Origin of the sequence: Kitasatospora sp. NPDC088779 (genome assembly GCF_040685395.1) — a bacterium.
Lineage (GTDB): Bacteria > Actinomycetota > Actinomycetes > Streptomycetales > Streptomycetaceae > Kitasatospora.
Genome location: NZ_JBFBHW010000074.1, coordinates 11713 through 36734 on the forward strand (window position 1 = coordinate 11713; position 25022 = coordinate 36734).

19 protein-coding genes and 2 pseudogenes are annotated in these 25022 nt (G+C 71.9%); 16 read left to right on the top strand and 5 right to left on the bottom strand.

The genetic code is table 11. The features are described 5' to 3' along the window. The first annotated feature begins 192 nt into the window (after positions 1–192). The gene (locus tag AB0P03_RS38210) at positions 193–2385 is read left to right on the top strand and encodes an MMPL family transporter (RefSeq protein ID WP_363633292.1); all 2193 of its coding nucleotides are present in this window, start codon (positions 193–195) and stop codon (positions 2383–2385) included. A gap of 267 nt (positions 2386–2652) precedes the next feature. Beyond that, positions 2653–3270, top strand: a complete 618-nt coding sequence (locus tag AB0P03_RS38215) for a DinB family protein (RefSeq protein WP_363633294.1) — start codon at positions 2653–2655, stop codon at positions 3268–3270. A 145-nt stretch (positions 3271–3415) separates the two neighbouring features. On the opposite strand, the gene AB0P03_RS38220 is transcribed toward AB0P03_RS38215, so the two are convergent. Next, the gene (locus tag AB0P03_RS38220) at positions 3416–3865 is read right to left on the bottom strand and encodes an ATP-binding protein (RefSeq protein ID WP_363633295.1); all 450 of its coding nucleotides are present in this window, start codon (positions 3863–3865) and stop codon (positions 3416–3418) included. A 126-nt stretch (positions 3866–3991) separates the two neighbouring features. Between AB0P03_RS38220 and AB0P03_RS38225 the strand changes: the two genes are divergently transcribed. The 6 genes and pseudogenes from AB0P03_RS38225 (at position 3992) to AB0P03_RS38250 (ending at position 8717) form a co-directional block, all read left to right on the top strand. Continuing rightward, entirely contained in the window at positions 3992–4474 is a 483-nt protein-coding gene (locus AB0P03_RS38225) for a MarR family transcriptional regulator (protein ID WP_363633297.1), read from the top strand. 138 nt (positions 4475–4612) lie between these two features. Next, complete coding sequence (locus AB0P03_RS38230) at positions 4613–5851, top strand: cytochrome P450 (protein WP_363633299.1); 1239 nt, start codon at positions 4613–4615, stop codon at positions 5849–5851. A 51-nt stretch (positions 5852–5902) separates the two neighbouring features. Further along, on the top strand, positions 5903–6136 hold the full coding sequence (locus AB0P03_RS38235) for a ferredoxin (RefSeq protein ID WP_363633301.1): 234 nt from the start codon (positions 5903–5905) through the stop codon (positions 6134–6136). Continuing rightward, positions 6133–7365: an FAD-dependent oxidoreductase gene (locus AB0P03_RS38240; RefSeq protein WP_363633303.1), complete on the top strand. Its 1233-nt coding sequence runs from the start codon at positions 6133–6135 to the stop codon at positions 7363–7365. Before AB0P03_RS38235 ends, AB0P03_RS38240 begins: the two co-directional genes overlap by 4 nt. Positions 7366–7548: 183 nt before the next feature. Next, a pseudogene (locus AB0P03_RS38245) lies at positions 7549–7734 on the top strand (amino acid transporter); the annotation flags it as partial. Positions 7735–8048: 314 nt separating this feature from the next. Further along, positions 8049–8717, top strand: a complete 669-nt coding sequence (locus AB0P03_RS38250) for a Type 1 glutamine amidotransferase-like domain-containing protein (RefSeq protein ID WP_363588430.1) — start codon at positions 8049–8051, stop codon at positions 8715–8717. 279 nt (positions 8718–8996) lie between these two features. Here the strand turns inward: AB0P03_RS38250 and AB0P03_RS38255 are convergent, their stop codons facing one another. Continuing rightward, complete coding sequence (locus AB0P03_RS38255; protein WP_363633305.1) at positions 8997–9899, bottom strand: alpha/beta fold hydrolase; 903 nt, start codon at positions 9897–9899, stop codon at positions 8997–8999. Positions 9900–10336: 437 nt separating this feature from the next. On the opposite strand from AB0P03_RS38255, the gene AB0P03_RS38260 reads away from it, so the two are divergent. From AB0P03_RS38260 to AB0P03_RS38275, 4 genes and pseudogenes are all read left to right on the top strand, one after another. Then, on the top strand, positions 10337–11194 hold the full coding sequence (locus AB0P03_RS38260) for an NAD-dependent epimerase/dehydratase family protein (RefSeq protein ID WP_363633307.1): 858 nt from the start codon (positions 10337–10339) through the stop codon (positions 11192–11194). Positions 11195–11320: 126 nt separating this feature from the next. Beyond that, positions 11321–12199, top strand: a complete 879-nt coding sequence (locus AB0P03_RS38265) for a LysR substrate-binding domain-containing protein (protein WP_363633309.1) — start codon at positions 11321–11323, stop codon at positions 12197–12199. A 389-nt stretch (positions 12200–12588) separates the two neighbouring features. Further along, entirely contained in the window at positions 12589–13203 is a 615-nt protein-coding gene (locus AB0P03_RS38270) for a helix-turn-helix domain-containing protein (RefSeq protein WP_363633310.1), read from the top strand. A 27-nt stretch (positions 13204–13230) separates the two neighbouring features. Beyond that, a pseudogene (locus tag AB0P03_RS38275) lies at positions 13231–13467 on the top strand (hypothetical protein); the annotation flags it as partial. A gap of 100 nt (positions 13468–13567) precedes the next feature. Here the strand turns inward: AB0P03_RS38275 and AB0P03_RS38280 are convergent. Both AB0P03_RS38280 and AB0P03_RS38285 read right to left on the bottom strand, forming a co-directional pair. Beyond that, positions 13568–15541, bottom strand: coding sequence for a hypothetical protein (locus AB0P03_RS38280; protein ID WP_363633311.1), 1974 nt, complete (start codon positions 15539–15541; stop codon positions 13568–13570). A 268-nt stretch (positions 15542–15809) separates the two neighbouring features. Next, positions 15810–16895, bottom strand: coding sequence for a polyprenyl synthetase family protein (locus AB0P03_RS38285; RefSeq protein ID WP_363633313.1), 1086 nt, complete (start codon positions 16893–16895; stop codon positions 15810–15812). A gap of 249 nt (positions 16896–17144) precedes the next feature. Between AB0P03_RS38285 and AB0P03_RS38290 the strand changes: the two genes are divergently transcribed. Next, positions 17145–18476 (top strand): hypothetical protein, encoded by a 1332-nt coding sequence (locus tag AB0P03_RS38290; protein WP_363633314.1) that lies wholly within the window; start codon positions 17145–17147, stop codon positions 18474–18476. 376 nt (positions 18477–18852) lie between these two features. Here the strand turns inward: AB0P03_RS38290 and AB0P03_RS38295 are convergent, their stop codons facing one another. Next, positions 18853–19632, bottom strand: coding sequence for a hypothetical protein (locus AB0P03_RS38295; protein ID WP_363633315.1), 780 nt, complete (start codon positions 19630–19632; stop codon positions 18853–18855). 1074 nt (positions 19633–20706) lie between these two features. On the opposite strand from AB0P03_RS38295, the gene AB0P03_RS38300 reads away from it, so the two are divergent. From AB0P03_RS38300 to ispG, 3 genes are all read left to right on the top strand, one after another. Continuing rightward, positions 20707–21708, top strand: a complete 1002-nt coding sequence (locus tag AB0P03_RS38300) for a 4-hydroxy-3-methylbut-2-enyl diphosphate reductase (protein WP_363633316.1) — start codon at positions 20707–20709, stop codon at positions 21706–21708. Between the two features lie 230 nt (positions 21709–21938). Beyond that, positions 21939–23720 (top strand): 1-deoxy-D-xylulose-5-phosphate synthase, encoded by a 1782-nt coding sequence (locus tag AB0P03_RS38305; RefSeq protein ID WP_363633319.1) that lies wholly within the window; start codon positions 21939–21941, stop codon positions 23718–23720. Continuing rightward, positions 23717–24880 (top strand): flavodoxin-dependent (E)-4-hydroxy-3-methylbut-2-enyl-diphosphate synthase, encoded by a 1164-nt coding sequence (gene ispG / locus AB0P03_RS38310; protein ID WP_363633317.1) that lies wholly within the window; start codon positions 23717–23719, stop codon positions 24878–24880. Before AB0P03_RS38305 ends, ispG begins: the two co-directional genes overlap by 4 nt. Positions 24881–25022: the final 142 nt, after the last annotated feature.

A 25022-nucleotide genomic window follows, 5' to 3' on the forward strand; every position in this document is an offset into this window, starting at 1 on the left:
GCCGATCGCGGGGGCCCGGACCAGGACCACGGTCCCGGGTCCGGGCCCGGCCGAGGAGCAGGGGCCCCGGTGCGGATCGTCCGTCGCAGGGACGTCCGCGGCCCACCCCGGGTGATGGTCTGGAACCCGGCCGGGAACCCCCGGAGCCGAGACCGACCTTGCGGACGCTCGCGTCCACCGCCGGAGGAAACCGTGATCCGCGCACTGACCGGATACTCCACCAGGAACCCGTGGAAGGTGATCACCCTCTGGGTGGTGCTGGCAATCTCCCTGGCCCTGCTGAGCCCGATGCTGCTCGCCCGCGTCACCCAGTCCCAGACCGGGGACTTCCTGCCCAAGAGCTACGACTCGGCCGCCGCGCTGCGGATCGCCGAGGAGAACTTCGGGATGAAGCCCGACGCCACCACGGTCACGGTGCTGGTCGCCAGGACCGACGGCCGGGCGCTCACCGCCGCCGACCAGCAGCGGGTCGAGGCCGAGGCGGCGAAGCTCGCCCAGCGCCGGGTCGTCATGCCCAGGAAGGACGACGAGCCGGCCTTCCTCGTCCCCGACCGGTCCCAGACCCCCCGGGTAACCCCGGCCATGGTGGCACCCGACCGCGGCTTCGAACTGCTCTCCGTCGAACTGACCGGCAACGCCGCGGACGAGGGCGTCCAAGGCGTCTACCGGGCGTTCCGGGACGCCACCCGGGCCCAGTTCGCCGACGCCGGGATGCGCACCGGGTTCACCGGGGGACTGGCCGACGCCGTGGACACCGCCGACTCCCACCGCACCGCCGCGACGGTCGGCAGCGCGCTCGTCATGGGGCTGATCGTCCTGCTCAACGTGCTGGTGTTCCGCAGCGTGGCGGCGGCCCTGCTGCCGCTGCTCGCCGTCGCCATGATCGGCAGCGTGGCCGGCGGAGCCGTGGCCGTCGCCGCGACGCTGACCGGCCTCAAGCTCGACGCCGGCACCCCCGGGCTGGTCTCCGTGGTCCTGCTCGGCATCGGCGTCGACTACCTGCTCTTCCTGCTCTTCCGCTTCCGCGAGCACCTGCGGGCCCGGCCCGAGCAGCCCGCCCGCGAAGCCGCCGCCCAGGTGACCGCCCGGGTGGGCACCGCGATCACCTCGGCCGCGCTGACCATCGTCGCCGCCTTCGCCACCCTCGGCGTGGCCAGCTTCGGTCAGTTCCGCTCGCTCGGCCCGGCCATCGCCGTCGCCGTCCTGGTCATGCTGCTGGGCAGTCTCACCATGATGCCCGCCCTGCTCGCCGCCTGCGGCCGCGGCATGTTCTGGCCCTCCCGCAGCCTGCGTCGCCAGCCGGGCGAGGGCTTCGCCGCCCGCTTCGGCACGCTCGTCGCCCGGCGGCCGCTGCCCATGCTGCTCGCCGCCCTCGCCCTGCTCGGCGCGCTGGCCGCCGGGATGACCGGGATCCGGATGGACTACGGCCTCGGCGGTGCCGGCGACCGGACCCCGGCCGCCGCCACCGCCGCCGAGATCTCCCGCACCCTGCCGGCCGGCGTCTCCGACCCGACGAGCGTCTACGTCGTCACCACGGACGGCACCACCCTCACCCCCGGCCGGCTCGACGGCCTCTCCCACGCCCTCACCCAGGTCGAGGGCGTCGGCATGACGGGCGGCACCGTCCTCAACGGGGACCGGCGCGCCGCCCGGATCGACCTCTACCTGACCGCAGACCCGCAGAGCCGGCGCGCCCGCGACCTGGCCTCCGGCCCGGTCCGCGCCGCGGTCGCCGCCCACACACCCGCCGGGACCAGCGCCCACGTGGGCGGCACGGCGGCGATCTTCGCCGACATCTCCACCGCCGTCGACCACGACCTGGCGATTGTCTTCCCGGTCGCGGCCGCCCTGATCGCCCTGATCCTGCTGCTGCTCCTGCGCAGCCTGCTCGCCCCGCTGGTCCTGATGCTCTCTGTCGGGCTCGGCTTCGCCGCCACCCTCGGCGCCGCGACCCTGCTGTTCCAGCACGGGCTGGGCGAACCGGGCGTCAGCTTCACCCTCCCGCTGGTGCTGTTCCTGTTCGTCGTGGCGCTGGGCACCGACTACAACATCCTCATCACCGACCGGATCCGCGAGGAGATGCAGCGCCCCGGCCCGCCCCGCGCCGCCGTCGCCCGCGCCGTACGGCACACCACGCCCGCCATCGCCACGGCCGGCCTGGTCCTGGCCGGTTCCTTCGCGACCCTCGCCGCCACCCCGGGCAGCGAACAGGTCGCCTTCGCGCTGACGCTCGGCATCCTGCTCTCCGCCGTCGTCCTGTCCCTGGTCCTGGTGCCCGCCGTCGCCGCCCTGCTCGGCCGCGCCCTCTGGTGGCCGCTCCGCCCGGCCCGCCACCACCACCGGGCCGAGCCGGCCCCGGAGCCGTACCGCGTCCCGGTGCCCTGACCGGCGAGCCGTCAGTACTCCAGTGAGAGTTCTCCATGTGGCCTGGTCAGCGCCCTGGGGGCGGTGATCGTAGCGGGGCTGTGGCGTGGGTGGGTCGGCTTTGACGTGGATGTCCCACCCACGGGTGGCCGCGCCGCATGTAGTGACAGCGGCGGGGAGAGAGCATCGGTGTGAATGATGATCTGCCGACGGATCTGTGGGATCGGGAACTCAACGAGCTCTTCCTGCGAATCGGGATTGTCGGCAGGTGATGCGAGACTCGGCCCCATGAAGCCCAACGACCCCAAAGACGACCTGCACCGCTACCTCAAGGCGGCCCGCGAAGCCATCATCTGGAAGCTGGACGGATTGTCCGAGTACGACGTCCGGCGCCCCCTGACGCCGACCGGCACCAACCTCCTCGGCCTCGTCAAGCACCTCGCCAGCGTCGAACTCGGGTACTTCGGCCCGACGTTCGGCCGCCCGCACAACGAATCCCTCCCCTGGCACGAGGAGGGCTCCGAGCCCAACTCGGACATGTGGGCACCCGCTGACGAGTCACGCGAGGACGTCCTCGGCCTCTACCACCGCGCCTGGGCGCACGCGGACGCGACGATCGAGGCGCTGCCGCTCGATGCGATGGGCCACGTCGCGTGGTGGGGCGACGACGGCGACGTGACGCTTCAGCGGATCATGCTGCACATGACGGCCGAGACGAACCGTCACGCCGGCCACGCCGACATCGTCCGCGAGCTGATCGACGGCAAGGCCGGCATGCGGGAGACCAACAGCAACATGGACGGCGGCGACGAGGCCTGGTACCAGGAGTACTGGAACAGGCTGGAGGCGTCCGCCAAGGAGGCCCAGGCCAAGCCGAGCCGAGCCGAGCTGAGTTCGGGGAGGTAGGGGCTTGCCGGGGTAGCTCGTGTTGTCGCCTACCTCCCCACCCGGTGCCGCAGTTGTCGCAGGGCGCCCACCGCAGAGTGCGCGCCACTGGACTTCCCGCCCGAGGTCCACCACCGCTCCCTGGACCGCTCCCAACGTCGGTCGGTCAGGCCGCGGTGGCGACGTCGGCCCAGTGGACGGCGTGTCCGAACTCCGCGCGGTCGCCGTGCGCGACGGTGAGCCGGTCGATGATCTGCAGCCCGCGGCCGTGCTCACCGCGGGTGCAGCTGGCCGCCCAACCGCCCTGCGCGGCCGCAGGGCCTCCGTCGCAGACTTCGATGTGCACCCGCCGGGCGCCCTGGGCGCGGCTCAGTCGGAGGTGCAGTGGAGGTTCGGCGTGCTCGACGGCGTTGGTGACGAGTTCCGAGACGGTCAGCAGCACCGAGTCGGCCGCATCGTCGGCGACCCGCCACCCTGCGAGGACCTCTTGGGTGATCTTGCGGGCGTCTCCGGCGGCTTCCGGGCGGTGCGCCAGGGCCCAGGCGTGGCCCGATGGCGGCGAGCGCCGGGCCATAACCGGCCATGGGGAGATGTCCGGGGCGTAGGTGCGGATCACGGTCATCACCTTCTTCCGGCGCCGCGGTGGCGCCTTGGCTGTGACCAGAACCCCTAACGATCCACTTCCCATCCATATCACTCAGATATATAGACAGTCAATATAGATGAGTGATATAGATGAGGTATGGATGGGACACCCGAAGAGGGTCTCCAGGAGGTGGCGGCGGCACTGAACGAGCTGGCCACCGGGCTGGTCAGGCATCTCCTGTCGGACCGGCAGGGCATGAGCCTGACCACCGTCGCGGCGCTCGGCCGGCTGGAGCGGGAGGGTCCGATCCGGCTGACCGCGCTGGCAGCGGCGGAGGGCATCGCCCAACCGTCGATGACCGCGCTGGTACAACGACTGGAACGCCAGGGCCTGGCGTCGCGGATGGCGGATCCCGAGGACGGGCGTGTCTGCCTCGTCGCCATCACGGATGCCGGGCACGAGCTGCTGGCCGAGCGCCACCGCGCGCAGCAAACCCGGGTGGCCGGCCTGCTGGCCGCGCTGCCCGATCAGGACGTGCAAGCGCTGAGCGAGGCCATGCACGCGACCTTGCCCATCGTCCGCCAGCTGCTCCGGGAAGTCCCGTCGCCCCGCACCACCCGTGGCGGAACGGCTTCCTGAACCCTCGGGGCACCCTCTTCGACATCTCCTCCCGCAGGCGGCAGGACCTGCTCCGCTGCCCCGTCTCGCTCCCCGCGCGCGCCGGGCCCCGATCCCGCCACCTGCCCTCCTATCGGACTTCCGAAAGGGCGGAGAACCATGAGCACCATCTCGGCATCCGGCACCGACGTCCCGCCGGCGGAGGTACCGGACTACCCCATGACCCGGGCAGCCGGCTGCCCGTTCGGCCCACCGCCGGCCCTGCACACCCTGCAGGAGCAGGCCCCGATCAGCCGGGTGCGGCTGTGGGACGGCAGCACCCCGTGGCTGGTCACCCGCTACGAGGACGTGCGGACCCTGCTGGCCGATCCGCGGATCAGCTCGGAGAGCGCCCACCCGCACTACCCCCACCAGAGCCCGGCCACGAAGGAGCGCCGCAGGCAGTCACGGACCTTCATCACCATGGACGATCCGGAACACGCCCGGCTGCGCCGGATGGTCACCGCGACCTTCGCCATCAAGCAGGTGGAGGCACTGCGGCCGACCGTTCAGAAGATCGTCGACGACCTGATCGACGCCATGCTCGCCGGGCCCAAGCCGGTGGACCTGGTCCAGGCGTTCGCGCTGCCGGTGCCCTCACTGGTGATCTGCGCGCTGCTCGGCGTCCCCTACGCCGACCACGACTTCTTCCAGGCCAACAGCAGGCTCCTCGTCAAGCGCACCACGACCCCGGAGCAGGCACGGGCTGCCACCCAGCAGCTGACCGACTACCTGGACCGGCTGATCGGCGACAAGCTCGCTCACCCGACCGACGACCTGCTCTCCGCCCTCGCCGAGCGGGTCAGGGGCGGCGAACTCTCCCGGCACGAGGCGGCCAACATGGGGATACTGCTGCTGATCGCCGGGCACGAGACCACCGCGAACATGATCGCGCTGGGCACCCTGGCCCTGCTGCAACACCCCGACCAGCTGGCCCGGCTGCGCGAGAGCGACGATCCGAAGCTGATCGCCTCGACGGTCGAGGAACTCCTGCGCTACCTGACCATCGTGCACAGCGGACGGCGCCGCGTGGCCCTGGCCGACATCGAGATCGGCGGGGTCACCATCCACGCCGGCGAAGGCGTCGTCCTCGCCAACGACATCGGCAACCGCGACCCCGCCGCCTTCCCCGACCCCGACCGGCTCGACGTCGCCCGCAACCCCCGCCACCACGTGGCCTTCGGCTTCGGCGTCCACCAGTGCCTGGGCCAGCCGCTGGCCCGGGTCGAGCTTCAGGTCGTCTACGGCACCCTCTACCGCCGCGTCCCCGCCCTGCGGCTCGCGGTCGATCCGGACCGGATCCCGTTCAAGCACGACGGGAACGTCTATGGCGTCTACGCGCTGCCCGTCACCTGGTGAGCGCGGACGAGTGCCGTGCGGACGAGTGCCGTGCGGACAAGGAGGATTCCGATGAAAGTCATCGTCGACCAGCACAAGTGCGTCGCCTCCGGCCAGTGCGTACTGACCGCGCCCGAGGTGTTCGACCAGCGTGAGGAGGACGGCATCGTCGTCCTGCTCACCGAGACCCCGCCCGACCACCTGATGGACGACATCCGGCAGGCCGCCGTCCTCTGCCCGGCCCAGGCGATCTGGGTGGCGGAACAGGAGAAAGCGGAACAGGAGGAACAGGAGGGCGAACAGTGAAGCGGATCGTCATCGTCGGGGCCTCGGCCGCGGGCCTGACCGCGGCCGAAACCCTCCGCCGCCGGGGCTGGGACGGCCACCTCACCCTGATCGGCGACGAGCCCCACCCGCCCTACGACCGGCCACCGCTGTCCAAGCGGATCCTGACGGGTGATTGGCCCGCCGAGCGAGCCGTCCTGCGCTCCCCGCACGAGCTCGCGCGCTTGGAGGCCGACCTGCACCTCGGACAGCCCGCCACCGCCCTCGACGCCGCGGGGCACCGGGTACGGCTGGGCGGCGGCGAGAACATCCGCTTCGACGGTCTGGTCATCGCCACCGGGGTGACCCCCCGGCGCCTGCCCGGCACCGATCTGGCCGGGGTGCACGTCCTGCGCACGCTCGACGATGCGCTCGCCCTGCGAGCCGCGCTGCTCGCCGCGCCCCGGGTGGTCGTGGTGGGCGCCGGCTTCCTCGGCACCGAAATCGCGGCGGCAGCCCGGGCCATGGGCCTGGAGGTGACCGTGGTCGAGCCGGAGCCCGTCCCGGTGCGCCGCCCGTTCGGCGAGCGCATCGGCGCCCTCGTCGCCGACCTGCACCGCGCCCACGGGACCCGTCTGCGCTGCGGGGTCCCGGTGCGCCGGATGCGCAGCGCAGACGGCCGGGTGACCGGGGTCGAGCTCGGCGACGGCACCACGCTGCCGACCGACCTCGTCGTCCTGGCCGTCGGCGCGACCCCCGCGACCGGCTGGCTGACCGGCTCGGGCCTGCGCCTGGGGAACGGGGTGGTGTGCGACGCGTGGTGCCGGGCCGCACCCGCCATCTACGCCGCCGGCGACGTCGCCTCCTGGCACAACCCCCACTTCGGCACCCGCATCCGGCTGGAGCACCGGATGAACGCCACCGAACAGGCCGTCGCCGCGGCCGGCAACCTGCTCGGCGACGCCACCCCGTTCGCCCCCGTGCCCTACTTCTGGACCGACCAGTACGACACCAGGATCCAGGCGTACGGCATCTTCCCGCCCGACGCGGACCTACGCATCCTCTCCGGCGACCCGTCCAACGGCCACTTCACCGCCGCCTACGGCCACCGAGGAGTGGTGGTCGGCGTGCTCGGCTGGAACGCCCCCCGCGAACTGCGCATGCTGCGCCGGCTGGTCGTCGAGCGCGCGCTCTGGACCGCCGTCACGGACGCCGGGCTGTGTCCCCCACTGACGGTCGACCGTTGTGGTGACTGGACTCCGACAGCCTGATCAACTGGACCACCCTGCCCGAGGACACGGTGTACGAGGGCGGGCAGCCCGGGCGCTGGGTGAAGACGCAGCGGGCCGCCCGGCCGGACCTGGAGGCGGGCTGGAGTCGTTGCCCGGCGTTACAACTGTGGACGCGGCGGCGACGGCTCGGCCGACGCGGCCGGCGCCCCGGCCGGGACCGGCCGCGCCGTGCTCGCCTCGGCCGCGTTCGGCTTCGTGTCGGTGCTGCTCAGCCCGCTGTGGCCGCGGACCGTCTTCCCATTCCTGCTGAACTCGATCGGGACGGCGGTTCTGGTGGTCTGGGTCCTGATCGCCGCCTCCCACCTGCGGCTGCACGGCCGGCAGCAGCGCACGGACGGGCCGGAGGCCTCCTCCGAGGGGTCCCAGCGAACCGGACATCCGGACATCCCGCAAGGCCGGGTAGTTATCGACTTCGGCTCGTCAGGGTGACCTGTCCCGAATCGCCTGGCGGGCTCGCTGTGGCGGCTGTATCCGATGTTGTGTGAGGTATGCGGATGGGGGCGGGCCGGCCGCCGCGGGACGGGTGCGCCGGGAGTCGGTCCGGGCCGGGGGGCGTTGCGCAGCAGGGGTGGCCGAGCCAGCCGCTCGGTTCAGCAGGGATGGCGGCGGTGACGAACGCCCAGTGGATTGCGCGCGCCTGGCAGCCGTGATTGGCTCGCCCGGTGAAGCTTCTGTTGACGGCGAGCGGCCTGCGTAACGCGACGCTGCGGGATGCGCTGCGGGACCTGCTGGGAAAGCCGTTCGGGTCGGCGAACATCGTGTACGTGCCCACGGCATCCGTCGCCGAGCCCGGTGACCACGGGTGGTTCGTCGCGGATATGAGCCGACTGCACGGTCTCGGCTGGCGGGAGTTCGACGTCCTGGAGCTGAACGGCCTGCCTCGGCAGATGGTGCTTGACCGGCTGTTGCACGCCGATGTCGTTTACGTCGAGGGCGGCAGTCACTACCATCTCGCGCGCAGCATCACCGGCAACGGTCTGGCCGAGGGCTTCCTGGAAGTGCTGGAGAGCCGGGTCTATGTGGGGGTGAGTGCCGGATCGATGATCTTCAGCCGGAATCTCACCGAACATTCCGCCGACGTCATCGGGGATGCTGCGGACCTGCACGTGCTCGGCGCTACGACGGTGGAGCCGCCCTTCGGTCTCTTCGACTGGTACCTGAAGCCACACCTGTACTCGCCGGACTTCCCGGAACGGGATGACGCCTGGGCTGACCGCATCGTCGAGCGGGCGGACTTCCCGATCTACTTCATCGACGACGACACGGCTGTTCGCGTCAGCGACGACAAAGTAGACGTCATCTCCGAAGGCCGGTGGCGGTTTCATCCGTGACTCAACGCGCGATGCCGTGCCTCCGTGCCTGCCCCCGGTCGGCGCACGTCAAGCGGTTCCGGTCCAACTTCTGGGCTCTGTCAGCCCGATCCCCCGGCGCGTGTCGTCACCGGGCACGGGCAGCTCCACGCCCGAGTGCCTGAAGCCCGCCCTCACGTACATGGCCTCGGCGCGGGAGTCGTCCTCGTGGACGAACAGCCGGACGCGCTCTATCCGGGGTTCGGCGAGCGACCACGACCATTGGACACCTGAGCCACGGAGGGGGTGCGGCGGGCCGGTTCATAGGTGCTCGGCGAACCAGTCGCGGGCGGCGGTGGCGGCGATGTCGAATCCGTGACCGGTGTAGGCCGCGAAGTGACCGCCGGGTACGAACACGATCTTCTTCGGCTCGGCGGCCGTCTGGAAGGCGGCGGCGGCCAGATTACCGCCGGTCAGGCTGTCGTCCTGGCCGACGATCACGAGCAGCGGCGTCGGTGTGATCAGCGGCAGGTAGGAGCCGGGCTCGTAGCCCCGGAGCAACTCCAGGCTGCGCAGGGTGACTTCGCTGTGCCATTCGGGGGCGAGCCGTTCGTGGGCGTCGGTGAACCAGGCGTGGGCGTCCGGGGTGGGGATGCCGGTCACCTGTGCGGGGTCCTCGCCGATCACGGGGATCATGGCGGGAGAGTGGCCGGCCGCTCGGGCCCTCCGGTCGTCGGAGAAGATCGAGGGGTTGACGACCCGGTTGTTCTCTCGGGCGACGTTGGCGAAGGTGGCGCGTCCGCTGATGAAGGGAGCCTGCCCGCTGACCGCCTTGACCCGCTGGTCGATCGCGGCGACGACGAACGCGTGTCCGCCGGAGAAGCTGCTGCCCCACACGCCGATGCGGTCCGGGTCGACCTCGGGGCGGTTCTGGGCATACGTGACGGCGTGCTGGTAGTCGTGGATCTGCTCCCAGGGGTCGATCTCGTAGCGGGGCTTCCCCGGAGCTGCGTCCGAGTCGCCGAAGCCGCGGTTGTCCCACACCACGACGGCCAGACCGGCGGCGGCGAACACCTCGGCGAAACGGTCCAGGTACATCCTGCGGGTGGCGGACCAGCCGTGCGCCATGACCACGCACGGGGCCGGAGCGGTGCCCTGCTCCGGCTCGTAGAACCAACCGCGCAGCGTGACGCCCTCGGCGTCGAACTCGATGTCGTGTCGCATGCTCTCGCTCAGCCTTTCCGTTCGAGGAGGTCGACTGCCGGCGCTGTACCTCCGGCGATCAGGACACAGGTCCCGCCCGGTCGTCTCCCTCCGCCTCCACCCTGCGGGTGGCACGCGGGCCACGTCCAAGACCAGTTCCGTGCGCTGTGATGCCTTCGCGGGACGACCGCTCGTGGCGTAGTCACCACCACCCATCCACCCGGCCGGCGTCGTCACCGCGGCCGGCCGCCTCCCGCCCCGCCGTTCGCAGGACTGCCGATCGCGGTCGCGCTTGTCCCGCCCCTCCGCCGCTCATGGCGGGGGCGCTCGCAGGGCGGCTTGACCGCCTCCTCGACCGTGATGCCCGGACGGCATCACAGGCGCCGGAACAGGTCTTGGACACCGGTGCCGGCGCCGCCGCAGGCTGAAAGCGATCCCGAAACGAGAGGAACAACGTCATGAGGGTCTTCGTCACCGGCGGTTCCGGCTACATCGGCAAGGCGACCATCGACGCGCTGACACGGCACGGCCACACCGTGCGCGCCCTGGCCCGCAACGAGCACGCTGCCCGGACCGTACGGACGCACGGGGCGGATCCGGTCACGGGCAGCCTGGCCGACCTGGGCGTGCTCAATGAGGCGGCGGCGCAGGCCGAAGCCGTCATTCACCTCGCCCAGGCGGCCACCGGCGCGGAGGACCTCGCCGCCGCCACCGCGATGCAGGACGGCATCGGCGCCGGCCCCTACGTGCACACCAGCGGTACCTGGGTCTACGGCGACACCAACGGCGTCGTCGACGAGGACGCCCCGTGGGATCCACCGGCCCTCGTCGCCTGGCGCCGCCCCGTCGAGGATGCCGTCCTCGCCCGCGCCGCGCGCGGAGGTCGTCCCGTCGTGGTCCGGCCCGGTCTGCTGTACGGCGGCGACAACCGGCTCATCGATGCCTTCTTCACCCGTCCGGGCATGGTGGCGGGTGCCATCGCCTACATCGGAGACGGCTCGCAACACTGGGCTCTGGTCCACGTCGACGACCTCGCGGAACTGTACGTGGCCACGCTGCGTGCCCGGCCCGGCGCCGTCTACGCCGGCGTCGGAGGAGTCGATCCCACGGCCCGGGAGTGCGCCGAAGCCATCAGCCGAGGAGCGGGTCTCGGCGGCAAGACCGTCTCCATCACTCTGGAGGAGGCACGCGCGGCCATGGGCGCCTTCGCCGACGCCTTCGCCCTGGACCAGCGACTCACCCCGGCGCGCGCCCGCGACCAGCTCGGCTGGACCCCGAAGCACACCGACCCGCTGACCGTCCTCGCCCAGGGCTGATCCACGCCCCCGGTGGCCGGTCCCCTCGCCGACCGGGGGAGCTGCCGCCGGGAGCGGCACCCCGCTGGATCCAATGGGGTATCACGAGGCGTACGGACACCGATCAGGACGGGACACGGCAACGGTATGGACATCGACCTGCGGAAACTGCGGTACTTCGCGGCGGTCGCCGAGGAACTGCACTTCGGCCGCGCCGCCGAGCGACTGCACATCGCCCAGCCGGCCCTCTCCCGCCAAGTGCGCGCGTTGGAGAACGACCTGGGCGTCACGCTCTTGCGCCGCGACCGCAGGGGCACCGTCCTCACGCCCGCCGGAGCCCAGCTCCTCGACGATGTGGGCCCGCTCCTCGCGGCGGCCGAGGCCATGGTCCGCCGGGTCACCGCCGCCGCCACCGCCACACGGGTCTTCACCGTCGGCTTTATGCCCGGTATCACCGTCACCCCCGCCGTGCGGGCGCTCACCGCCCGCCATCCCGGACTCGACGTCCGGCTACTGCGCACCGGCTGGGAGGACCAGGTCGAGGTCCTGCGCGACGGACGGGCCGACGTCAGCATCGTGCGTCTGCCGATCGATCAGAAGGGGCTGCGCGTACTGCCGCTGTTCAGCGAACCGCGCGTCGTGGTGCTGCCGACCGACCATCCGCTGGCCGGCAGGCCGGCCCTCACCGTCGCCGACCTTGCGGGCGAGCACCTCCTCCAGGACCCGGACGCCGTACCGGAGTGGCGCGACATCGCACAGGAACTGCGCACCGGCGAACGCTCCGACGTTCCACCCATCCACAGCGTCGAGGAAAAGCTCGAACTGGTCGCCGTCGGCGCGGGCATCTGCGTGATCCCGCTGTCCACTGCGACCTTCTACACACGCCCCGACGTCGTCGCCCGGCCAGTCGAGGGCCTCGGCCCGGGGCAGGTCTGCCTGGCCTGGCCCGCCACCCGCCATTCCCGGCTCATCCACGACTTCACCGACGTGGCACCTGCCCTGGCACCACCACCCACCTCGCCATGACCGCCACCCCACACGAACCTGCCGCCATCGCCGCCCACCGAGGAGCGGGCCACGTGAGGGACGCACCACACGGGGCCACTCGACCGCTGTCGCCGCGCGGTGCCGTCGGCAGCGCGCACTCGCGGGCCTCGGCGTCCTCTCCTCAGCAGCGCTCCGGAGCCGGGAGGCTCACACCACGGAAAGGAGGAGCCAGCCTTCACCGCCTCGGTCCTCGCCCGCGCCCGCCGCATCCGCCGCCAGGCCCCGTCCATCCGCAGCCGGGCGAGATCGCCGGCCACCTCTCCGCGACGCCTTCGGCCGACAACGGCTCTTCCCTACCGGCCGGGGCACGCCACCACGCGCCCCGGCCGTCCGACGCCGTTGCGCCGCCCCTTGGATAGGCTGCCGCAATGGCCCTCGACTCCCCTCGACTGCTGCGCGCCGACGCCGCCCGCAACGCGGAAAAGATCATCCGGGCCGCCCGGGAGGTCTTCACCGAACAAGGCCCCGACGCCCACCTCGACGACGTGGCACGCCGGGCCGGCCTCGCAACCGCCACACTCTTCCGCCGCTTCCCCGACAAAGCCGCACTCCTGCGGGCCGTACTCGACCAGCGCTTCGGCGAGAACGTCCGCCCCGCCATCCAGACCGCCGCCCACCACCCCGACCCCGCCTCCGGACTGTCCCACGTCCTGGAAGCAGCACTGGAATCGGTGGCCGGCGACTACAACGTGCTGGCCGCCGCCCGCTCCGCCGGCGTCCTCACCCCGGCGACCGGACAGGAGTTCTTCACCGCCCTCGACGCCCTCCTGGCACGCGGTCAGCACACAGGCGCGATCCGCGCCGACCTCGTACCCGACGACCTCCACCGCATCGTCGTCATGCTGGTCTCGGTGCTGTGGACGATGGAACCCCGCGAAGACGGCTGGCGCCGCTACCTGGCCCTCGTCCTCGACGGCCTCACCCCCACCGGGGCCCGCCCGCTGCCCTGCCCCGCCCCCGCACTGCACACCCGCACACCCTGACACCGAGGCGGATGCCGGCCACCCCGCTGTACCGGGGTTGAGCAGCTCCGCAAGGAGTTCGCCGAGGGCAAGGCGGGCGAAACCGTCGGTGTGCGTCTGCGTGGTGTCAAGGGCGACGGCGTCGAGTCGGTCTCGCCGGGACACACCGCCCAGGTGGAGGTCACCCTGACCAAGCCCGTCGCGATGGAACACGGTCTGCGGTTCACCATCCGCAAGGGCGGCAGGGCCATCGGCGCCGGGGTGGTGTCCAAGATCATCGCTTAGGGCCGGACGAGCGGCGAAGCGGACCGGGCGCCGGAGGCAATGACCGGCGCCCGGCGAGCCAGCGTGTCCCCCACACGGTCTGGCCGAGACCCGATCCACTTCACGAAGTCGGCGCCTGCACCGCTTCGCCCTGCTGAGGGCAGCAGGCCAGGCCTGTGCCGTCGATCAGGCGGGCGTAGGGGTTGTGGCCTGCGAGCTCGATGGCAGTGGTCACGGCGCCGTACAGTGCTCGCCGCAGCGCGAAGCCGAAGGGGCCCTGGTCGTAGGTTTTGCTGACGATGTGCTGGAAGTCGATGTTCAGGTGAACGTCGCTTTCACCCGTCGGTGCTGTTGAGGCGCGGGACTCTGCGATGAGGTTGGTCCAGACGCGGCCGACGAGCTCTGCCAGTTCTTCCACGACGTCTGGGTCGGGGGTGTTGTTCGCCGTGCGCATGCTGGGATGCGTGGCGATGAGACGGAACACGTCACTCCAGCGGTCCGCCATCGACCGCAAGGCGGGCCCGTCGGTCAGGCACGCGGCTTGCTCGATGATGTCCCGGGTCAGCGCGGTGCAGCGTTGGCCGACGGGGTGCTGGGTCTGGTCGGTGGCGAAGTAGCGCCGGGTCGCGCGGTGGGCGAGTGCCTCGGCCCACGTGGGGTCGTCCGGTTCGGGCGCGGTACGCCAGAGCGGTGTCCAGGTCGGGGAGTACATCATGTTGCCGGGCGGGAGCACGGTGGTGGCGGTGACCCTGGCTGCTTCCTGTGACGGGAGGAAGGAGCCGTTGGTGTGCGGGGCGGTGTGGGACAGCGCCGCGAGCTGGCGCCGGAGGAAGTAGCGGGGGGTGAGCGCGAAGTAGACGCACGCGCCCATGGCGATCTCTGCCGCCACCTGGTGGCCGTCGTGTCCGCAGTCGCAGGCGATCGCCTCGTCGGTGGCCGCGGCGAGGGCGTCGGCGAAGCCCATCAGGTTGCGGCCGTCTCCGCTCGCCAGTGCCAGGTGAAGCTCGTTGAACGCCTCCTTGGCACCGTAGTCGTGGAGTAGATCGACGCTGTCGTTGTAGTAGAGGGGGCCGTTGATAGCGCGGAACATCCTTCCGCATCGGTCACTGCCGGGGAAGTATCCCCGGTCGGTGGACAGGTGCCGGTAGGGAGCCCAGCCGACCGTGAGGCGAAGGATCGCCGGCAGGTCTCCGTCCCACCAGCGTGCGACCAGATAGTCGGCTGGTGCGGGGGCCGAGGCGGGTGGGACAACGGCGCAGGGGCCGGCGGCCGGAACAGCGTTCAGGAGTTCCGTCCGTATCTCCTCTTTCATCTGGATGACCGCACAGGTGACTGTGCTGTCCCGGAATGCCTGTTGGGCGGCGCTCCCGCTGAGGCAGGCGATGCCCTCACTGCTCGCGTCGATGTACGGCTCCAGCCCGACGGCTCCGCTGTCGTCGGGTGCGTCCGGGTAGTCGATCCCCATGCTCGCAGCCATCAGCGAGGCGCTCAGGTCGGGAATGCGCCAGTCCGTACACCGGATGGTGACATCGGCCTGGAAGGCTCCCCAGAGGTCCCGTACGGCCATCGCTTCGAGAGAACGCCGCTCGGGCTCGGCTCCCCGGCGCAGGTACTCTTCCGCCACCTCGGCGACTTCGCCGCCCTTACCGGGAATGATCCCGCACAGCTCGGCGAGTGCTCGCGCCGACTCGGATGAACGGCCGTCCCACAGCCTGTCCTTGGCGAACAGGACGACCTTCCGCGTCGTGTCCCCCACGGCGCTTGAGGCCACCGACTCCCGGAGTTCGCGCGACCTGGTCACCGCGATGGCCGACCAGCTCATCCGCTCGCCCTCCGGGTGCACCTCCATCCGCGGAGACTGGTAGGGGACATAGGCGGGCGCTGTGGCGATCCGCAGGACCGTATCGTGCTCCCGTTCCCCATGAGGCGCCCCGGCATGACTCTGCCGGTGGACGTCGTCCGGGTCGGTGCTGTCGTCTTCCGCGGCGGACCCGACCCGTAGGCCCGACAGCAGCTCAGCGGGCCTTGATCCCGCAGGGACCAGACCGGCAGCCTGAGCGTTCCAGTACACGGATTCCTGGGTGTCTGTGGTCACGGCTACTTCTCCTTGGACGTGATCTGCGGTGCGCGCGCGGCAGAGCGAACTGCCGGTGCTGGTACGTGTTGGCGATGGGCTCCGCACGGCCGTAGCCGTGGTGAGAACTCGGTTGGCCCGGTCACGGAACAGGTGGATCAGGTGCTCGATTTCGGTGCTCCGCACGGCCTGAGCGACCTCTCCCGAGGGCCCGGACGGTGGGACCCACACCAGCCCGGCAGTCACAGGGGCGGCCAGGACGGGCGGTCGCCTTCCGGTGCGACTGCGCTCATGTGGTCCTCTTCGTCGCGGCCCGTGCGAGTTCGCGCAGGGTGGCGGCCACGGCGGGCGGGATCGTGCTGCGGGAGAGGGCGTGGTCGGCCTGCGCGCAGCGGGCCCGGATCATCTGCTCGACCATGTCGCGGGCGCCGGTGGCGGTGATGACGCGTCGGGCGTCCTCGGCCTGCTCCTCGGTCAGGTCGGGGTCGCCCAGGAGCCGGCGCAGCCGGGCGACCTGGTCCGGGGTTGCGAGTTTGAGGGCGAGGGCTGCGAGGGTGGTGTGCTTGCCGTCGCGCAGGTCGTCGAGGGTGGGCTTGCCGGTGCGGTCCGGGTCGCCGTAGACGCCGAGGAGGTCGTCGCGCAGTTGGAAGGCCTCTCCGAGGGGGAGGGCGAAGTCGCTGAGGACGGTGCGCAGTTCGTCGTCGGCTCCGGCGAGGGTGGCACCGATCTGCAGGGGGCGTTCGCAGGTGTACTTGGCGGTCTTGTAGTGGATGATCGCCAGTGCCCGGTCGACGTCGTCGGTGGGGTGCCCGGTGGAGGCGAGGTCGAGGTACTGGCCGTACATGACCTCGGTGCGCATGGCGTCGATGAGCGGCAGGATGCGGACGAGCCGGCCCGGGGTGAGGCCTGCGGTGTGGAGGAGTTCGTCCGACCAGGCCAGGGCGAGGTCGCCGACCAGGATCGCGGAGCCGACCCCGAGGTCGTCGGCGGCCGCCTCGCTGCGGCCCTCGCGTTGCAGGGTGGCGAGGGCACGGTGGACGGTGGGGTGGCCGCGGCGGGTGGTGGAGCGGTCCATGATGTCGTCGTGGATGAGGGCGAAGGCGTGGAACATCTCCAGCGACGCCGCCACCCGCAGTACCGGCCGCGGATCGCCTTCGCCACCCGCCGCGCGCCAGCCGGTCACGCACAGCAGGGGGCGCAGGCGTTTGCCGCCGGAGGAGAGGAAGTCGTGCAGGATCCGGGGAATCTCCCCGGGCAGGTACCGCGCGGTCGCCGCACGGGCCTTGGCGGTGAGGAAGCCGTCGAGGATGCCGTCGACCTGGGTACGTACCACTGTCAGGTCGGGTGATTCGGAGCCGAGGGTCCTGGCCGTCATCATGCTTCTCCGTTCGGTACACCGGTTGCCGCCCCGGCCGAGTGGTGCTCTCACTCCGGGGGCGCACGAAGGGCTTTTCACCGGGGCGCTTGCCAGACCTGCCTGGCTGCGCCCACAGTGTGTCCAGTAAGCCCTGGCGAGCCGCTTCGACGTAACTCTGCTTAGCGGCAGGGTTGTTGAACCTCTCGCCGTGTTGAACGCCCCGCACCCGCCCACGACGTCGCTTCCGCCGCGACCACGAGGTTCACCGTGAGTCCCCGAAACACACCCAATCCCCGTCTGCGGGCTCTGCTCGACGAGACAGGCTGGACCAACGAGCAGCTCGCCCGAGCCGTCAACGCCGTCGGCAGCCTTCGCGCCCTGCCCCTGCACTACGACCGCACCTCGGTCGCGCACTGGCTCCTCGGCTCCCGCCCCCGCCCCGAAGTGGCCGACATCGTCTGCCACGTCCTGTCCGACGCCCTCCACCGCGCGATCACGCCCCAGGCCGCCGGCCTCTCCCCCTCCCCCGCCGCCACCACCGTCGAGAAGCCCACCACCCCGGACATCGCCGTGCGGCTGGAGCAACTCGGTGCCGCCTCGGCCGTCAGCCCCCGCACCCTCCGCCTGATCCCCTACGACCCGACCCTGCGGTCGCCCGTGGCTGTCGCACCCTCGCCGCGCCCGAGCGGTAGAACGCGGGTCAGTACCGCCCACGTCCAGGCCGCGAACCTGATGGCCACCGTGTTCGCCGACGCGGACGACATGTTCGGCGGTGCCCGGACCCGCCCGGCCCTCACCACCTACCTGGCCACCGACATCGCACCCCAACTCACCAGCCCCGTCGGCGCCACGCTCCACCGGCAACTGCGCCAGGCCGCCGCCGACCTCGCCTACCTCACCGCCTTCACCTGCTTCGACGAGCACCTCCACGGCGCCGCGCAGACCTACTACCGCATCGCCGCGGAGCTCGCCATCGAGGCCGCCGACCCGCTGCGGCACGCGATCGTCCTGCGGCAGATGAGCGTCCAGGCCAACCACATGGGCGACCGCGCGCAGGCCCTGAACCTGGCCCAGGCCGCGGCGGCCGACGTCACCAGACTCCCACCGGGTTCGGCCGCGTTCATCACCGGGCAGCTCGCCGTCACCCTCGCCGCTTCCGACCGGCGCCGCGAGGCGTTCACCCAACTCGACCGGGCGCAAAGCCTGTTGGACGACGCCCAGGACGAGCACCGGACCACCGGCGGTTACCACAGTGCCGCCCTCAACCACCAGCGGGCCGAGGTCTTCGCATCAACCGGCGACGTCTCGCGAGCATGCGCCGTTCTGTCCCACTCCCTCACCCGCAGGCCGTCCGACGAGCGCCGGGCCCGGGCCCTGACCACCGCGCGACTCGCCGAACTCCTTCTTCAAAAGGGACAGTTGGAGGAAGCCTGCCAGCACTGGCACGCCTTCCTGCACGACTACCCCCATCTGCAGTCGGCCCGCGCCACCGCGGCCCTGCACACCATGCGCGGCCGTCTGCGCAGCTACCAGCGCGTCCCGGCCGCCGCCCAGCTCCTGCGCCACCCCATCCACCACGAGGACTGCCGGATCCCTTAGGTCCTGTCCGGCTGATCTTGGCGGATCGGCCCGCGGCTCTCCCGGCCGGAGGCTTGGGGCGGATGCGCAGCGTCGCGGGCCCGGCAGGATCGGCCGGACAGGACCTGGTCGGCCCTGGTCCGCCGCGCCTTCAAGCCGGTCGTATCCGACGGTTCGTTCGGCGCGCTCGGCGGGTGCCTCGCCTCAAGCGTCGTCCGAACGCTAATCGGGGTACGGACGCCACCCTGCCGCCGGTGGTGGTGTGTTGGGTGGTGACAGCGGTGGGCCCGGCGCCGGAGAGGGCGTGGAGGATCCGGGTCAGCAGCGCGGGATCGGTCGTGCTGGTGGCGGTGACCCCGATGGCGGCGGTGTGCCGGAGCCATTCGGGACGGATGTCCTAGGGACTGTGGATGAGGCGGGCCGGAGCGCCCGCCTCCTCGACGACCCGCAGGGCCTCCCGGGTCTCGGGCTCGTCGAGCAGCCCGGCGATCAGGACGGTGTCACAGCTGTGGGCCAGGCGCTGCAGGGTGTGCGCGCGGTCGTCGGCCGCATGGCAGTAGCTGGCGGGGTTCTGCGGAAGGACGTGTCCGAAGCGGGCACGTACGGTCTCCGTGATGACTTCGGCGTCCTCGACCGGCCGCCCGGGGGCGATGACGACGGCGACCCGTGCCGGGTCGGGCACGGGCACCGCCATGGCATGTTCGAGGTTCTCGAGGACCTTCACCTGCCCGGGTGCCGCCTGGGCGGTCAGACCGGGAGTCACCGCGTCGGTGGACCGTCCGGCGACCAACACGGCCTCGCCGCCGGCGACGAAGGCCCGGATCTGCGCGTGGAGGTCCGCGACCTTCCCGCAGGTCGCGTCGACGACGGTGACACCGCGCCCGGCCAGTCCGGCCCGGACCTCGGGCGTGGCGCCGGCCGGGCCGATCACGGCCACCGCGCCCGGAGGGACCTGCTCCGCCACGGCGACGGACACCACCCCTCGCGCCCGCCACCGGGCCGCCACCAGGGCATCGACCGGCACACCGCCCACCACCGCCACCGGCCCCGCCGTCCCACTGAGTACGGCGTCGACCTCTTCACGGGCCCGCACCGCCCCTGCACACAGCGGTGCGACGCCGGCCGACACCAGCCGCCTCGTGCGCAGCACCGCCGCCCAGTTGTCCAGTGCGCGCACGGCTTCCTCCGAGGGGGCATCCGCGCCTGCGGAGGTCACCACCGCCAGCCCGACCACGGCACCGTTTCGACCTACGTAGGTCACCGCCCGCACCGCCCCGCCACCCCCCGCACCCGCACCCGCACCCGCACCCGCACCGAGTTCCTGCCAGGGCGGATCCCCTGTCCACAACGAGGTTCCAACTGCCCCGCCGGTCGCGGTCAGGCCCGCGGGCACGGTGAGACCCGTCGCCGTGGCGGAGTCCGCAGGCCGAAGCGCCCCGGCCCCGCCGCAGGTCGGGACGGGAAAGTCCTGGTAGCGGACCCGCAGCCCGGCGCGGCGCAGAGCCCCGGCCACGAGTTCGGCTCCACGGCAATCGACCGGACCCCGCAAGGGATGGTGCAGGAGGGTCGGGACCAGGGCCTCGTCCGGGCGCAACGGCCCGACGAGAACGGCCCATTGGTCTTTTCTGAGCGTTCTCTTCACTGCGGTTCTCTCCCTGCCCACGCGTCAGTAGGACGCCGGACAGAACGGGATCCGCACACGGGAATCCCCGGCGTTGAACACGTACTCTGACGCCCCGGCACCCGGCGCCTTCACAGCGACAACGCCCATCCGCCCCGCGCCCACCCGAACGGCCGTTGGCCTCACTCGAAGGTACTGAAGGTTCCCCGAGACGCCCTGGACGGCCGACTACTGGGGCAAATTTGTTCCCATATACGGCAGTTCGGAGTCGTTCAAGGTCGTTCAACACGGCAGGAGGTTCAACAAGCATGCCATGAAGAAGAGTTACGCCGGATGACCTGGCTGGGGCTCACTGGACACACGTGAGCGTTCCCCGGCAGGTTCAGCGAACGCCTCCGCCGCAGGTCCTCTGCTCACCCATGCGTGAGTGCGCCACCGAGCCGGCGCGGACAACCGGGGCAGCGGGCCCGAAGGGCCTCCCCCGCCCGCCGGCCGCACGGACCTCGCGGACCCGACCATCCCTCAGGAGAGACTGATGCCCCTACTGGTCCGTACCGATGCGGCGGGCGCCCTGCACCGCCCCGCCGACACCACACCGCTCGCCGTCCTCGCACGTGGCCGGGTGTCGCGGTGACGGCCGAACCCGACCGCACCCCCGCAGCCGCACCTCCTCCGCCGCCCGCCGCCCGGCGGCACAGGACGGTGGTTCTCGCCTCGCCGCGCTCGTTCTGTGCCGGGGTGGAGCGCGCGATCGACACCGTGGAACGGCTGCTGGACGCCCCGGACCGGAACGGGCCGGTGTACGTACGCAAGCAGATCGTCCACAACACCCACGTCGTGGCGGGCCTCGCCGCCCGGGGAGCGGTGTTCGTCGAAGAACTCGACGAGGTACCGGCCGGTGCCACGGTCGTCTTCTCGGCCCACGGTGTGTCACCTGAGGTCCATGCCCAGGCCGGTGCCCGCGAGCTGACCGTCGTGGACGCGACCTGCCCGCTGGTCACCAAGGTCCACTCCGAGGCCAGGCGCTTCGCCGCTCGCGGCGGCACCATCGTCCTGATCGGGCACGCCGGGCACGAGGAGGTCGAGGGCACCCTGGGTGAGGCCCCCGCCTCCATCGTCCTGGTCGAGACCCCCGCGCAGGCGGCCGCTCTCCAGGTCCCCGACGGGACCCGCGTCTCCTACCTCACCCAGACCACCCTGGCCGTGGACGAGACGCGCGAGGTCGTCGACATCCTGCGCCGCCGCTTCCCGGCCCTGCGGGAGCCCCCGTCGGACGACATCTGCTACGCGACCACCAACCGGCAGCTGGCCGTGGCGGAAGTCGCGGAGCGCTGCGACCTGGTCCTGGTCATCGGCTCGGCGAACTCCTCGAACTCGGTGCGGATGGTGGAGGTCGCCCGCCGCGCCGGTGCCGAGGCGCACCTCGTCGAGGACGCCGACGGCATCGACCCGGCCTGGATCGAGCGCGCCGGCACCATCGGTCTGTCCGCCGGAGCGTCCGCCCCACCGGCCCTGGTGACCGGTGTGATCCGGGCCCTCCACCGGTGGGGGCCGGTGACGGTCGTGGAGCACACCGCCGCGGTGGAGGACATGTACTTCGCGCCGCCGGCCCCGGTCCGGGAGCGCCCGTGAGCACTCCTCGGTTCCGACTGTCGGTCACCGTCCACGGCGATCGGCGCGCCACAGCCACCATCCACTTCGTCCGCTTCGAGAAGGTGTTCACCCCATGACGGCCATCGACCCTCCATCCCGAGCCGGGGAGACCTGCCCCACCACCGAGGAGAAGAGCAGACGCACCGCCACCGGTACCGGGGTGCCCCACCGCTCACGGACCACTTCCCCTCCCCGGAACCCCGGCCGCCCTGCGCGCCCTGCGCCCCGGCCGACTCGACCGGCTGGCGGCCGGGATACGGGACCTGCTCGTGGACCGGGTGTCCGCCACCGGTGGCCATCTGGGCGCGAGCCTGGGTGTGGTGGAGCTGACCATCGCCCTCCACCGGGTCTTCGACTCGCCGCGTGACGCGATCCTGTTCGACACCGGCCACCAGTCCTACCCGCACAAGGTCCTCACCGGACGCGCCCGGGAGTTCGCCACCCTGCGCCAGCAGGGCGGGCTGTCCGGCTACCCGAGCCGGGCCGAGTCCGCGCACGACTGGATCGAGAACTCCCACGCCTCCACCGCCCTGGCCTACGCCGACGGCCTGGCCAAGGCCTTCCACCTACGAGGAGCGGCACGGCGGGTGGTGGCGGTCGTCGGCGACGGCGCGCTCACCGGCGGCCTGGCCTTCGAAGCCCTGAACAACCTCGGGGCCGCCGGGCGCCCGGTCATCGTCGTGCTGAACGACAACACCCGCTCCTACGACCCCAGCGCAGGTGCACTGCCCGCCCACCTGGCCCGGCTGCGCGAGAGCGGCCAGGTCACACCGGACCGCAATGTCTTCACCGACCTCGGGTTCGCCTACCTCGGCCCCGTCGACGGCCACGACACCCCCGCGCTGGAGACCGCACTGCGCCGCGCCGCTGCCCTCGGACGGCCGGTCGTGGTGCACGCCGTCACCACCAAGGGGAAGGGCTACGCCCCGGCCGAAGCCGACACCGACGACCGGATGCACGCCTGCGGAGTCATCGACCCGGCCACCGGCCGCCCCCGCACCACGGGCAAGCCGACCTGGACGTCCGTCTTCGCCGCCGAGCTCGCCGCCTTGGGAGGCGAGCGCGAGGACCTCGTCGCCCTCACCGCGGCGATGCGCCTGCCGGTCGGGCTCGGCCCGTTCTCCCGGAAGTTCCCCGACCGGGTCTTCGACTCGGGGATCGCCGAGCAGCACGCCGTCACCTCCGCCGCCGGGCTGGCGATGGGCGGCCTGCACCCGGTGGTGTGCCTGTACGCGACGTTCCTGAACCGGGCCTTCGACCAGGTGCTGATGGACGTGGCGCTGCACCGGCTGCCGGTCACCTTCGTCCTGGACCGGGCCGGGGTCACCGGCCCCGACGGGCCCTCCCACCACGGCCTGTGGGATCTCGCGGTCCTGGCCCGCGTCCCGGGCATGCGCGTCGCCGCGCCCCGTGATCCGGCCCGGCTGCGGGCCCTGCTGCGCGAGGCGGTCGAGTCCGGCGACGGCCCGAGCACGGTGCGCTTCCCCAAAGCCGCCGCCGCGGCCGACATCGACCCGCTGACCACCATGGACGGCATCGACGTCCTGCACCGCTCCCCACACGCGCCCCTGGACGTGCTGCTGGTCGCGATCGGCACGACAGCCGGCGCCTGCCTGGAGGCCGCCCGACTCCTGGCGGCCCGGGGCATCGGAGTGACCGTGGTCGACCCCCGCTGGGTGGCCCCGGTCAACCCCGCCCTCGTCCATCTGGCCGGACGCCACCGCATCGCCCTGTCCGTGGAGGACGGGGTCCGCGAGGGCGGCATCGGAGCCCTCCTCGCCCAGCACGCCACCGACGCCGGGGTCACCGTGCCCGTTCACGCCCTGGGCCTGCCCACCCGGTTCCTGGCCCACGGTGAGCGCGGCGCCCTCCTGTCCGCCGCCGGGATCAGCGGTCCTGCCATAGCCGACACCGCCCGCCGCCTCCTGGAGCACGGCGCCCCCTCGGCCGCCTCCCTGCCGGCACCATCCTCCACACGGAGCACGTCATGAACAGCGTCGACCTCCCCGACCCCACCCCGCCCGGCCGTCGCGGCCCCGGGCCCGCGCCCGGTGATGGACCCGTTCTCGCGGCCCGCCGCCACTCCCGGCAGATCCACGTCGGCAGGGTCCCCGTGGGCGGCGGAGCACCGATCCCGGTGCAGACCATGACGACCACCCCCACCACCGACATCGACGCCACCCTCCAGCAGATCGCCGAGGCCACCGCAGCGGGCTGCGACATCATCCGCCTCGCCGTCCCCTCCGCCGACGACGCCGCCGCCCTGCCCAGGATCGTCGCCAAGTCGCCGATCCCCGTCATCGCCGACATCCACTTCCAGCCCCGCTACGTCTTCCAGGCCATCGACGCCGGCTGCGCCGCGGTCCGCGTCAACCCCGGCAACATCAAGAAGTTCGACGACAAGGTCAAGGAGATCGCCCGGGCCGCCGGCGCGGCCAAGGTCCCGATCCGGATCGGGGTGAACGCCGGCTCCCTGGACCCGCGCCTGCTCGCCAAGCACGGCAGCGCCACGCCCCAGGCACTGGCCGAGTCCGCGCTGTGGGAGTGCTCGCTGTTCGAGGAGCACGGCTTCACCGACCTCAAGATCGCCGTCAAGCACCACGACCCGCTGACCGTCATCGCCGCCTACCGGCTCCTCGCCGCCGGCTGCGACTACCCCCTGCACCTGGGCGTCACCGAAGCCGGCCCCGCGTTCCAGGGCTCCATCAAATCCGCCGTCGCCTTCGGTGTCCTCCTCGCCGAAGGCATCGGCGACACCATCCGGGTCTCCCTCTCCGCACCGCCCGCCGAGCAGGTCAAGGCGGGCTGCCACATCCTCTCCTCGCTCGGGCTACGCCCGAGGAAGCTCGAAATCGTGTCCTGCCCCGGCTGCGGACGCCTCCAGGTCGACATCCACCGCCTCGCCCAACGGGTCGAGGCCGCCTTCGAGGGGTTCCCCCTCCCCCTGCGCGTCGCCGTCATGGGCTGCGTCGTCAACGGCCCCGGGGAGTCCCGGGAAGCCGACATCGGAGTCTCCTCCGGCAACGGCAAGGGCCAGATCTTCGTCCGGGGCCGGGTCGTCGCGACCGTCCCCGAAAACCGGATCGTCGAACGTCTCCTGGAAGAGGCCCTCAAGCTCGCCGAGCGCCAATCCACCGGGTCTCCCACGTAGACCGCCCGAAGGAGCAGAGTCCCATGGCCACTCCGAGCAAGCCGATTCGCCGACTGGACCGGGTGATCATCCGTTTCGCCGGTGACTCGGGTGACGGCATGCAGCTCACCGGTGACCGGTTCACCTCGGAGACGGCGTCGTT